Genomic DNA, 13,004 nt, shown 5'->3' on the forward strand with positions numbered 1-13,004 from the left:
AAATGAATTTATGTATACAACTGATCTGAACAATAAACTCTATATGTTTTTAAAACATACTATCTCATTTAATACGGAACACAACAAATATATCTTTTTCGATAAATGGGCTAACGAAATAGACAAAAGCTATTTTGATGAGAAAATCTCAGAAATTAAACAATTGTTTCATAAACAATTGAAACATGGTAGAAATAACGAAACGGTACTGAATGACTTAGTTGAAATGACCGGTAATACGGTAAACTGGCTTTCAGAAACCGAAATACATAAAGTTTCTTATATAGATAGCTTAGCGCTAAAAAATAAATCAATGGATACAATACCTCCGGAACAAAAAATTGTTTCGGAGTTTTTCATTGATTATACTGAAGAGGAAATGCTAGAGTATGAGAATCGATTTCTAGCGCTTAATGATGATCTGGATTATTTCTATACTTTGACAAGATATATCAAGGAGCTTAACAATTATCAGAAACCTACAGATCTAGAAAAAGTTCAGTTAATGTATTGTTTGGAACTTTATAAAGAAGCCGTCTATGAAATTCATGGATACTTATACCAGTGGCAAATGGACTTACCCACTACTGACCTCAGCAAAATTGATTTTGAAATTGCTGATAGAGTAATTAACAACTTGAAATGTAATACAAGCTTACAAAAAATTGACCTTGCTCACCTATTTCGTTTTTTGAAGGAGTCAAAAATTTTCTTCTTCGATGAAAATGATCCTTATCGAAATGCACGTCTCATGAATCAATTTATTGAAGACAACTTCAATTACCGTGATAAAAAAGGTGAAATTGTTGAAATCAAAAATATTAATAAACAGTTTTCAATAATTAACGATAGAGAGAATAAGAAAAATTACGTTTCTTTTCTAACGCGATTAATTAAGAATATAACTCACTATCGCGATAATACTAAAGTATAATAAGGGAATTCCCTAAGATTCCCTTGTCTTTTTCCCGATTCAACATTACTTCGTGTAAAATTATATCATTATGGAAAGCGACGAATTCAAAATCCCATCGGTTTCAGCGATTAAAAAATTGCTGGAGCCGATACTTATCAGGTTAGATAACATTGACGGCAACGTACAAAACAAGGCTACTTCAACTAGTCCAAAATATTATAGGAATGAGGACCTCAAAAGATTGTTTGGGCTGTCAAACAATACTATCATAAAATACAGAGAAACAGGTATTTTACCCTTTACTAAACTTGGGGAAATCTATTTATATGAAGTTGTCAAAATAGAGAAAATACTAAAGGATAATCAAATATAGGTTGATATGGACATGAAGATTGATCCTTTGACAGGTAAAGAGTTTATTCCCAAAAGGTCGAATCAAATATTTGAAAATTCAGCTAATAGAATTAAGTTCAACAATCAAAAGGCTCGTAATTTTAGAATAGAACACGACTATATAAATAAACCTCTGATCAAAAATGTGAAAATTCTTGATGAATTATTGACTAACAAAACTAAGGTAACATTTCATCGGGAGTTTCTTAAAGGAAAAGGGTTCGACTTCACTGTTATGACTCATTACGATAATTTTGAAGGAACAGACTATCCATGCCTGTATCAATACATGATTACTGAAATATCAACTGAAAAAATAACCGTAAGAAAAAATGACTGATTTATCACTTATAAAAACGTACGAAGCACCCGAAATTTTGATCCGAGAAAACAAAGCATTAAAAGTTCAAAATAAAATACTTATGTATACCATGATTGGAATAGCATTAATGGGTGTTTTCTTTGTAATAAAGGAGTATCGGGATGAAACAAACTAATAATTATGGGCCTTAAACAGGCCCATAATTATTTTCTAAAATAACATCGTTATTTTTAAAAATAACAAATTGGCTACCATTGATATGAGAAGTACACATCAGCTTCAAATCCTTGATATGAAATCGTAGTCTTAGCCGGGAATTTTTCTCCTGGATTATATGGAAAAAATGCAATGTCCCCTATATGATCATCAGCTACTTCATTATAGTCAAATAATGAGATTACGTGGGGAGTATCTACAGAAGATATATTTAAGTTAGTTTCGAAATTATAGGCTCCGGGAGAAAAAGCATCTCCGTAGTAGGTGTCACTTTCGTATACACTGGTAAATCCGCTGGATGTTTGTCGTAAAATTTCAATATAGATGTCGGCAGGACTACCATTAAATTTCTTAACTACCACATTGGTTACTTTTACGAAAATTGGCCTTTTTTCTGTTTCACAATTTACTCCATAATAACCTTCCGGACAATGGCAAGTGCCATCAATACATTCCCCTCCATTTTGACAGTTAGTAGAAGCACATAAATCAATTGGTTTTGAATCAGAATCTGAAGAACATGCAATTACTGCGGTTAAGAACAATAGCCAAAGAAATGACCTTAAAATAATTGTTTTCATTTGTGTTGGTTGTACCCTCGCCCCAAAGAGTTTTAAGATTAGTATAAAACAAGAGCGTGGGACAAACTCAAATCTTGCAACGAGGTACCGCCAAGCACCATTACCACAAATAAGAGAAGCCCACGCATAGCGAGAGCGTTACACTTATTAATCTTGTGGTAAATTGAAATATTTGGCGGTTTTCGTTTACAGAGATTAATAGCTTACGCTAATGTTATATGTATGTATTGATTTTTTTAATTCATGTCATTGATTTTAATGATTCAAATGTAGTAAATATAATTAGTCTCATACATGGTACAAATTACTTTTTTAAACTCGAGAATTTAAGCGTATTAATACGTTTTAATGCGCATGGAGATGTATTAATTTGTATCAAATCAATGGTCTGATTGATTTTTGAGTAAGAATCAATTGAATTGATTGATTTAATATCAAAACACATCCGATGAAAGTAGTAATAATCACTTTTTTTATATCAACTAATACAATATCTTCAATTTTCAATTTTCAATTTTCAATTTTCAATTTTCCAATCTTTAATCTGATTAAACATTTGAGTCTTATATTCTTTAAATTGTTTATGCCTGTGACCATTACCTCCTGATGGATGAGGAAAATGACTCAAATAGATATTATTATTAAGTAGCTTCTCCTCATTTAACTTTGCTATAACTTTACTTACGCAAGTCCCTAAAGGTATAATCAATTTATTTTCGAAATTATTTATTTCAGGTACAAAGTGTGTTTTAATGAAATTAATTAGTATTTCAGTTTTTATAGGTGAGGGAGTTCCGCCTTTATAATTTTTACCCTTATTGAACGTGGGATATTTAATTATTGAAGTTGAATGTATAATAGAATTATACTCATCAAAAAGTTGTGCTGTTGTTTGAATGTTTAGTTTTTTGTTTAATTCTAATCCATCCAACATGGTTATAAGGTTATCTCTCATACTTCCTGCAAAACTTGCTTGTTTTTTAACTTCTTTGATGGCTTCTTCCCAATTTTGACTTATATTGAAAGTATTGATCGCTGATCTATATGATTCCTCCATTTGTGTCCATCCCGGAGTTATTCCAACAATAACAATTTTTGCATCTTTATTGATATATTCAAAGGGAGCATAGAAAATTTCAATATTCTTCTCAGTTCCAAATAAGTATTTTGCGATCTGTAAATCAGCTTTTTCATAACTTTGTTTAACTGTTTCGCCTTGTATATTTTTAATATAATTCATTAGTATTCTTAGTTAGATTAATAGCCATCGTCCTTATTTTTTACCATACTTCCTAAAGGCGGAAATAAACTGATATATAAAATAACCTGTCAAAACTTTATTTATATAGTCAATCGATAAAGTCCAGGCACTAAAGTCTTCTTTTCCTACTAAAAAATCATTCCGATGTGTTAAGTCAATAAAGGAAAAATAATAGCCTATTAAAGTTGGGTCGAAATCTGTATTAAGAAGTATTCGTCTCACACTAATTAAATATAATATATACAGTACAAATGAAAACAGAGCAAACCATTTTAAAGGACGTGCTATAGATAATCCATGATTGTTGGATAAACTATTTGTATGAAGAATAAATTTATCCCAACATGATATATCTTCAATTTTCATTAAAGCATCATTAGAAATCGCTTGTAGTTTTTGAGATTCATAAAAATTGCCTGTTCCTTCTAATTGTACTTTTAATTGTAAAAAAATTTCATATTGATCTTTATAATATTTATCAGGTTTTTTATCGGGATAATGTATATTTTCTAATGCTTTAAAACTTTCAAAACTTGTTGAATTGGTCGGAAAATCGCATGACGTAAAAGTTGTTTTCCCGAATTTGGTTCTATAAAAAGACACGATTTTGTATGACGAGAACGCAATATTGTCAAACCAACTTTTGTCCAGATTTGCTTTGTGAATTTCTATTTTACTATCAGTAATATTAGATGGTAAAATATTATAAAATGATGCACCAAATTCTGTTGTAAAATCTCGGATATACCAATTATTGACTTTTGTACTTTCAATTGATAAATGTCCTTTTACATGCCCTGCCAAGCTGAGAGAATTCAATTTTGTGTTTATAATCTTTGTTTCCTTATGATCTATTTCCGGAGAATATTTTATATGTAGATTTATATCAAACAATGCCTTTTGGTCATCAGTCAGGAAATAACCAATTTTATATTCATGAAGATTTTCGTGATTTCGGCGATATACGCCCCTTTTTTCCAAACGGTTCTCATTTGAAGAAAAATGTAAATTTGAACAGTCGTAGATCCTATATGTTTGCTTTCTTTTTAAAATATATTTGTAATCGACTCTTAAACTTTTAAATAATCTACGCCATCTTATAGGGAAAATATTTTCTTCAGTATAAGAGATATGTACTGATTTTATTTTAATTAAAAATAAATTATCTAAAATCAAACAATTGTTACAATGCACTGATTTTATATTGTCATTTTCTATGATGCCTGACAATAAAGTTGAATAAAACGATATCGATATATTTTTAGATTGAATGTTCTTTACCTCAAGTTCTTCAATATAGCAGTTTAAAAAACTAATACTGATATTTTCAAATTCAATGTCTTCATTATTTTCGATTATAAGTTTTTTGAACTTGCAATTCGAAAAGCTAAATGTCATTTGGCCATCTGTAAAAATTACACTTGTAAATACCTGTTTTAAGATTTTTATAGTTAGTTCAGAATAGTCTTGATTTTCAATTCTATTGTAAGGTGTAGGCTTTAATAATTGCATAATTTTATATTAAGATTAGAAACTGATACAGGTTATTTTTCGGGATACTCATTTTCTTTATAAATAAAACCTTTCATATTAGTAAACCATCCTAATGATGCTTTAAGATTTTCAAGATGTCTGATAGCCTCCGGAGGATATGGTAGTTCTGGTGCTACAAAAAAGCCAAATTTCCACTGTTTTAAATAATCATTACCCGCCAAAACTATGATTTGTTTTTCTTGGCAATTTCTCATGTAAGCATAGAGAGCAGGGGCAATTTCAAAAATTAATAAATCTAAATCTTTTTGATTAGTAACCGTCTTACTGTAGTAAATCATAAGATATCCAAAGCCATTATATTCAAGATACCTTCTCGCAAACTCTGTTTCCAGGTCTTTTTGATATTTTGCAATTAAGGTTAAAAGTGCTTTAGATATAAACCTTCTTTCTGTTCTTCTTAATGCCATTAGTTCTTTTGCAAGCATTTCTCCATTAGGTAATGGTAACACATCTGTCTGTACAAGATTATCGATGAAATAACTATACTTGTCTTCATCCCTTTTTAATTTTACTCTTTCGTCAGAATTATATTTCTGCCATTCTCCTTTTAGATTTAGTGATATTTTTTCCGTACTTGCGTTATAAAATTCGGTAGGGAACTTGCGTACGTTCCTTAGATAAATTGCTAAAAGATCACTTTCTGAGCAATTAAGGGCTATATGCTTATAAGCTTGTAAAAGTTTTTCACGTTCTTCCAAATAATCTGTGAAATCATGAATAGTATTTAATTCTTGGATTATTCTTTCAAAGGATTCTTTGTTGAGTATATTTATTATACCCTTATATTCTTTTTTATCTCCTAAATCGTAAAATTCAAATTGTTCTCCTACATTAATTGTAATTTTGAATATTTTCGTGTAAGTTTTGGGATTAAAAAGTTCTTGTTCTCTTTCAGGATGTTTTATAAAAATATCCCTCGAAGAATTAAATAATTTACGTTCAGCACCATTTAATTGATTGGAAGATTTTTCAATTACTCGTTTTTTGTATCTTTCATAGTTGCCCTCAAACGTATGGTTTTTTACAGAAATAATTAAAAGCACATCTCTGAACATTATTAGTAAATCACAAATTTCCTTCTTGTCTCCCGTAATATCTTTAGGATTGGGATAGCACCAATATTTAAGGTATGACTTATAAGCTAAGTTGTTGACATAGTCTTCTCCGGCATCACCTTTTGATTCATGTTTCATATAACTAATAATTTACAACAGCCTCTATTTGTTTTAGAAATCTCAATGCACCTGTGAAATCATAATACTTTTGCTTAACCAACTTTATCTGATATTCAATTGGTAATAAATATCCCCATTTAGAATTTAAGTCTATTGAGCCTTTTTCTATGATTTCTTTTAGAGCATCATCAATGCCATCAGTTATGTTGCTAATATTTGTAAAACTTATTTTAAGCGCTTCTGGGGTTGTATTTATCTTAAAGCAGACGCTTGGGTCGTCAAAGTGGTTATCGATGCCAGATAGTTTTAAAAGTAGTTGAATTGCACGATTAATTTTTGTGCCGGTAAACGTATAGAATTCTAAATGCTTTTCTGAGATTAGTAGTGGTCTTTGGCTTTGCAGATCTTTGATATTAAAAACGGAGAATTCATCTCTCAGGATTCTTAATTCTTCAGAGGATGAATCTTCTAAAATATCATATTGATCATCACTATATAATATCTCCAACATTTTTTCCCTAATCTTAGAATCGACAATTCCTCCATTACCTGAAAACGAAGGTGCTTTACCATCTTTTGCAGGAATAACTTCAATTTTTTTAGCAGCAAAATCTATGAATGTAATTTTCCATATTTTCGCGGCTAATAAAATGTTTTCGTCTTCTGCTATCTGTGGAGAAATGGGTATTTCTCCGATGGTATTTCCAGCATGACTTATTTTGAAATTTTCTTCAGATTTAAAGACACTATAAAATTCTCTCCCATTCACTATCTTTTCACCTTCTACTCCTATTATTACTTCATTTTGAATCTTTTCTAACAAATCGGTTTCTATCAAATAGTTTAAAACGTCTGTAATTTCATCTTCTTCAATCTCTTTAAAAGCAAAATTTCTTTTTAGGCTTTCAACCAAATCAGATATAATTATACCTGAACGCCCTTTGACAACAGACAAAGCTTGGTGTAATAACAAATCGTAAGGTTTATTACATATTGCAGGTGGTTCAATATATCCTTCTTTATAAAGTAACCAGCAAGCTAAAGATTGAAGCAAACTCCATTGATTAGTAGCATATAGGAAAAGATTACTTGTTGCCCCGTCTTTTCTACCACTTCTACCAACTCTTTGTATCAAAGAAGAAATACTATGTGTAGCATCTATTTGAACAACTTCATCTACATTCCCAATATCGATACCTAACTCCAACGTTGAAGTACATGCAATACAAAAGTTTTTACGATCGTTATTTTTGGCAAAATACTCAACGTACTCCCTGACTTCTTTGTCAACAGATGAATGATGCGAAAAATAATGAGGATGGCCTTTAAATCTCTCGGAAATCTTTTTCAATTTTACAGCAACTTCTTCAGCGCGTCCTCGGCTATTTGGAAATATTAAAACCTTATTATCTTTAGTCTCACTATATAAGTTATCGAATAATTCAACAGAGAGTTCCTTATTATCACTTTTGAAATACCTGAATACTGCATTTATTTCTTTATATGTCTTATCCAGTAAAACCTTTGTGTTTGATTCATTACCGGTAAACTTTTTTGCTTCATTATAATCGCCAATTGTAGCTGAGAGGCCAATAACATTAAAAGAGCTTATATTGACATCCTGAAGTCTTGACAATAAAGATTTCAATTGTATTCCACGATCTGTTCCTATGAAAGAATGAATTTCGTCTATAACAACAAATTTCAGATTTGAAAAAAGCTGCTTAACGTTGTAAGGCTTATTTACAAACATTGCCTCCAATGATTCCGGAGTCATTAAAACAACGCCTGAAGGGGCTTTAATTAACCTGTCTTTTAGAGTTTTGTTAGCTTCTCCATGCCATTTGACAACATTAACCTCTAAGTTTTTGCAGAGTTCCTCAACACGGTAGAATTGATCATTTATGAGCGCAATAAGTGGGGAGATGTATAATACTTGTACACCTTTTTCATTGAAGTTTACTTTGGAAAGAATAGGTAAGAAAGCTGCCTCAGTTTTACCCGAAGCAGTTCTTGATGCTAAAATATAGTTATTATTAGTAGTCAGGATTCTTGAAATTGCGGCATTTTGTATCGGACGCAGCTGCTCCCAACGTTTATCACGAATATATTTCCTGATCGGTTCTGAAAGTAATTCGAACGACATTATAATTCTTCTATACTATCAATTAAAACTGTGTCAGGTCTCTCATCTGAAATCTCTATATCTCCAAACAATTTTGCTTTATCTAAATCCGGATTTTGTCTGATTATATTTAGGATATTTAAGAAGTCCCTTATAACTTCTCTTGGAGTTAAAAACTCAGATGCTCCAGGCTTATTGAACATTTCTTCCATGAAACTCTGTATTTCATCATCTGAAATATTTGTCGAGATTTTATAATTATAATCAAAGATTGCTTTTAGTTTCTTTAAAAGAACAAATATTTCGTTATGATCAAGTGGTAGTAATTTGATTACAGGCTGTGCAAAATCTCTTATTTCAGCAGTTTCAAATTTATTTGTTTCCAAACGGGATTTTAAAGCATGATAGCTGAATAAGCCACGCCTTTCATTTTCCAAAACCTCTTTGGTTCCGGCAAAATTGAAAAACAGATTGCTTACTTTTCCCTGAAAACAGTCATTGTAGATAGATAAAATCTTTTCGTAGTTTTTCTCTCTCATTACAGAAGTTGAAATCTTATACAGATTGATAGCCTCGTCAAGATTAATCATAAAGCCGCTATATCCCATGCTTACGAATAACTTGCAAAAATTTTTAAGCATATCATAATAGTTTAGGTCATTTATAGTTTCCCTTACTCCTAAATCTTGTTTTGCCTCTGTTTTAGTATGATACTCACCTTTCAGCCATTTCAAAGCATTTCTTCTTAACTGCTCATCATCTTTTATATAACCTTCATAATATTTCATCACAACCGTTCCAAAATCAAAACCACCAACTTCAGTGATTTCATTAATGGTTTTCACTATGTTGTTTTGAATAAGAGCTAAATACTGTTCATCTCTAACATTTTCCAATGGTATATTGTTTTCCTGAGCAGTTTTCATAACTACCTGTTCAATCCATTTCTCCATTAATGTAGGCAATGCACCACCTTCTGGCTTGGTTTGTATGGCGATATTATCCATAATAGCAGAATATAAAGCTACACCTTTGCCATCATTCGAATAAAGTCTGTTGTCAGGTGTAAAATCCGCGTTAGTCACGACGAACTTTTGTTTTAAGGCTACTGTGTTTAACAGGTGTAGCATAAATGATTTTCCGGATCCGAAATCTCCAATCCAAAATTTAACCATACTGTGGCCATTTTTAACATCTTCCAATGCAGTCACAAGTGCATTTATTTCTTCAGAACGTCCTACTGTAATATGTTGCACGCCTATTTTAGGGACTACACCACCAATTAATGAATTTATAATCGCGGTTGCTTCTTTTGGTTTTATATTGTCTATCATTTTGCTAAAATTTGGTTGTAGTAATTTTCATTTATCGTGTAAAACTCTTCATCTTCTTCAATCAAAACATCATCTAATATTTCATAGCAGGTCTCATTAATACTTTCAATTATTTGATTTTTAAACATTCCTTTAGATTTCGCAAACATTTCTAAATCAGTTTGCAGAATGGACAAGTTTGCCTTTGAGAAAATCTCAAGGACCTCGTGTTGTATCTTCGTAAAGTTTAATGAATTATCAAAAGGGGAAACATCATTATTGTCTAATTTGGAAATAATTTCCATTACCACCTCTTCATTATTGATTTCCTGAGTTTTAAAAGTATTGGATTCATCTTCATACTCATCTTTTAAGTACTCGTTTAGTAATTCAACGGTTCCCGAGTGTTTATCGTGAACTTCCTGGATAGTATTTCTATCTAATTGTATTTTTTTTCTTTTAATGGCATAAACAGAAGGGACTGCTTTTAATGCCTTTTCTAAATCTTTATCCTGTACGAATTGACTAATGATAATTTGAAAATCATGTAATTGTTCATTAGTCTTAAACAAACTTTTTTGTATTGTCTTGTTTAATTGCTTATTGTCAAACTTTACAGATTTAAGATCATAATGTAGATAGTAAATATACAGGGTTAGGGATGCTTCCTTATCGTGGTTTGCAATAAATTTAGAAGCCTCATAGAAAATATTTTCAATTGAGGGATTATTTTTATTTGAATTCCCTAAGCTAATGATGTCATTTATGAATTTCTTAGAATCATTATTGTATTTATCAGTTAACTGATCAAATTTGATTTTCCAACGAGTTGTGTTTTGAGTATTAAGTTCGAGCTCCGTCTTGTGATCAAGTTGAGAAATTGTAGGGGTATAAACTTCAATAATTTTTTTTAATCTTACTACTAGTTTGTCATCATATTCTGCTTTTACATCAGCTGAAGCATATGGCATCTCAACATTAAGCTTTCTTTTATGTCCATAGTTTTCACGAACCGCGTTCTCACAATATTTGAAAATGTGAGAATTGAGTTCATTTACAATTGTCTCCAGTGAATATGTATAATTCCCACTTCCTTTTCTATAACTATAATGCTTACGAGCTATGATGTCGGCAACTTTAAGAAGCTCATCTTTTAACGAAGATGATTCTTTTTGATATTTTTCGTCTAATTTCTTAATTACAGCTAAATATAATTTTATGATCTCAAGACCACAAAATTCAATATTGAAGAAGTTGTTACTTGGATTCCAAAGTTTATTTAACAATGTTACATCCTCATTGTTAAGATTAAGTTTTGCTTTATATTGGGTACCTAATTTCCAGTAATCATAATCATAATAATTGTTGTAATAACTTTCTTGTTGCCTAATTCTTTCTACTGCACTATTCTCACCTTTTTCTTCTAATTTTTTAATTAGGAATGAAATACAATAGGATTTTGTTTTGGGATAATTATCCCCCAATGCTTTCAATTGTTTTTCTAAAAGCGTAACATTTCTATGATTATCAAATTCGTTTAAAAGGTCAAAAAGCAATATGAAAGCATAATTATTATTTCCATGCAGATCAGTGAAAATTTCACTTAAAAAATTAGCTTTGAAGGTTTTGTAAAAAGTGCGTTGTTCGTTTGTAGCAGTGTTAATCTCAGAATATGAATAAACATACTGATGTCCCCAATATGGTACATTGGAGTTACTTGATGAAGTGTTTGGTAAATTGTATGATTTACCAGTTATATCAATAATGGAATTGTCCATTGGTTTTGAATTTGATATTGTTACTTTAGGAAGTGAGCGGGTGGAAGTATTATGTCTTACTGGTTCCCTAGATGGTTTTGGCTGATAGGAATTCCTTTGTTTTTGTGGCTTACTTTTTTTAGAACTGGCAGCACCAACGATAAAGAATATAAGAACTATAATTATAAATGTGGTCATTGATTTTGAGCTATGTTATAATAAATCATCAATAATATCAGAAAAATCAAATTCATGAATGAGGGTAATTGTATGCCCCTCCTTTCTTAAGTTTATTGCTTTTTCGACCTTTCTGCCATAACATGAAAAAGCCCATGCGGGATTTCCATTATCTCCTACTATTAAATAATCTGTTTTCTTTGTAATGGTATCGGTAGGAATACCACCAAGTTTAAGAATGTCCCTTTGCAGATGTTCCCTATTTCCTCTTTTTAAAACACCTGTAATGCAAAAAGTCTTTCCTTCAAATGACACATTTGGCTCGCTTGTACAAAGTCCGGATATATTTACATCAATGGTATCTTCGTTTATTTTCTTTCTGATTTCATTATTTTGAATTTTTGCGAATTGACTAAAATATGCCATTAAAACAATTTTTTCCTCTTCATCAATTTTCTTATCAGATAGTACCGAAAGCACTAAACTTCTAATTTCATCGTAAGGATAATATGTATTAAGATGTTCATTTTCATGGAGCCATCTTTGAAGATCGTAAATCTCTTTATCGTTTATAACACCATCAGCTAATATACCATGGCAAATCCCTTGCAAGATCTGCAGGTCTGAAGTTACCGTATCATAATAGTAATTGTCATTTTCATATTTTTGACACAACCAATACAAATCCTCAATTGTTTCTTTAGGTGGAATTTTGTTCGAAATAGTACTGTCAATAACATCCATAAATTCTTTAAATGGATTTCGATTGATTAATTCTTTATGGTCATTTGCCCACAGTTTGAGTTCTTTAATCTCGGTCTCATTTACTTCACCATCTAAATTTATTCCAAGCAATAATCCTTTTAATGAACTAATAGCTTTATCAGCTCTAGCTTTGGATGTATAAAGATTCAAAGTAGCAATATCTATGTCTTTCATAATTAAGTTTGTTATATTTAGTATTAGTTATCAAATATGTAAACTACTTTTTGTAGTCATTAGTTTGGTATATAAACCTTTAAAGTTATGGGAGGACAGTTTACCTTATTAATAAAAATTAGCTTAAATATATGTTAAGACGTCTTGAAAAAAAATACCCATTAATGGGTATTTTTTTTTATATATTAATAACTAAGATTTGTTATTGTTAATTTAATAAAGTAAAAGGATGCAAATTTCCTTTTAAAATGAATTGCCTTTTACCTTTAAAGGTT

General features: G+C 30.6%; 11 protein-coding genes. 3 read left to right on the forward strand and 8 right to left on the reverse strand.

The features are described from left to right. Nucleotides 1-10 precede the first annotated feature (10 nt). The 3 genes from DEU42_RS02535 to DEU42_RS02545 all read left to right on the forward strand — a co-directional run bounded on the left by DEU42_RS02535 (nucleotide 11) and on the right by DEU42_RS02545 (nucleotide 1,649). Nucleotides 11-934 carry a hypothetical protein gene (locus DEU42_RS02535; protein ID WP_114756707.1) on the forward strand — a complete coding sequence of 308 codons (924 nt, stop codon included), beginning with the start codon at nucleotides 11-13 and terminating at the stop codon, nucleotides 932-934. A 70-nt stretch (nucleotides 935-1,004) separates the two neighbouring features. Next, nucleotides 1,005-1,289 carry a helix-turn-helix domain-containing protein gene (locus tag DEU42_RS02540; RefSeq protein ID WP_114756708.1) on the forward strand — a complete coding sequence of 95 codons (285 nt, stop codon included), beginning with the start codon at nucleotides 1,005-1,007 and terminating at the stop codon, nucleotides 1,287-1,289. A gap of 6 nt (nucleotides 1,290-1,295) precedes the next feature. Then, the gene (locus DEU42_RS02545) at nucleotides 1,296-1,649 is read left to right on the forward strand and encodes a hypothetical protein (protein ID WP_114756709.1); all 354 of its coding nucleotides are present in this window, start codon (nucleotides 1,296-1,298) and stop codon (nucleotides 1,647-1,649) included. Between the two features lie 230 nt (nucleotides 1,650-1,879). On the opposite strand, the gene DEU42_RS02550 is transcribed toward DEU42_RS02545, so the two are convergent. The 8 genes from DEU42_RS02550 to DEU42_RS02585 all read right to left on the reverse strand — a co-directional run bounded on the left by DEU42_RS02550 (nucleotide 1,880) and on the right by DEU42_RS02585 (nucleotide 12,729). After that, nucleotides 1,880-2,392 (reverse strand): calcium-binding EGF-like domain-containing protein, encoded by a 513-nt coding sequence (locus tag DEU42_RS02550; RefSeq protein WP_158537845.1) that lies wholly within the window; start codon nucleotides 2,390-2,392, stop codon nucleotides 1,880-1,882. A gap of 553 nt (nucleotides 2,393-2,945) precedes the next feature. After that, on the reverse strand, nucleotides 2,946-3,668 hold the full coding sequence (locus DEU42_RS02555; RefSeq protein ID WP_114756711.1) for a hypothetical protein: 723 nt from the start codon (nucleotides 3,666-3,668) through the stop codon (nucleotides 2,946-2,948). Nucleotides 3,669-3,701: 33 nt separating this feature from the next. Continuing rightward, nucleotides 3,702-5,201, reverse strand: coding sequence for a hypothetical protein (locus DEU42_RS02560; protein WP_114756712.1), 1,500 nt, complete (start codon nucleotides 5,199-5,201; stop codon nucleotides 3,702-3,704). A 32-nt stretch (nucleotides 5,202-5,233) separates the two neighbouring features. After that, a complete protein-coding gene (locus DEU42_RS02565; protein WP_114756713.1) occupies nucleotides 5,234-6,436 on the reverse strand; it encodes a hypothetical protein in 1,203 nt (400 codons plus the stop codon). A 4-nt stretch (nucleotides 6,437-6,440) separates the two neighbouring features. Further along, nucleotides 6,441-8,564 carry a DEAD/DEAH box helicase gene (locus tag DEU42_RS02570; RefSeq protein ID WP_114756714.1) on the reverse strand — a complete coding sequence of 708 codons (2,124 nt, stop codon included), beginning with the start codon at nucleotides 8,562-8,564 and terminating at the stop codon, nucleotides 6,441-6,443. Further along, nucleotides 8,564-9,877, reverse strand: a complete 1,314-nt coding sequence (locus DEU42_RS02575) for an ATP-binding protein (RefSeq protein WP_114756715.1) — start codon at nucleotides 9,875-9,877, stop codon at nucleotides 8,564-8,566. The genes DEU42_RS02570 and DEU42_RS02575 overlap by 1 nt, the downstream gene beginning before the upstream one ends. Beyond that, nucleotides 9,874-11,811, reverse strand: a complete 1,938-nt coding sequence (locus tag DEU42_RS02580; RefSeq protein ID WP_233506602.1) for a tellurite resistance TerB C-terminal domain-containing protein — start codon at nucleotides 11,809-11,811, stop codon at nucleotides 9,874-9,876. The genes DEU42_RS02575 and DEU42_RS02580 overlap by 4 nt, the downstream gene beginning before the upstream one ends. A gap of 15 nt (nucleotides 11,812-11,826) precedes the next feature. Further along, the gene (locus tag DEU42_RS02585) at nucleotides 11,827-12,729 is read right to left on the reverse strand and encodes a BRCT domain-containing protein (RefSeq protein ID WP_114756716.1); all 903 of its coding nucleotides are present in this window, start codon (nucleotides 12,727-12,729) and stop codon (nucleotides 11,827-11,829) included. Nucleotides 12,730-13,004 lie beyond the last annotated feature (275 nt).

The organism is Flavobacterium sp. AG291 (genome assembly GCF_003350375.1).
In the GTDB taxonomy this organism is placed as follows: domain Bacteria; phylum Bacteroidota; class Bacteroidia; order Flavobacteriales; family Flavobacteriaceae; genus Flavobacterium; species Flavobacterium suzhouense.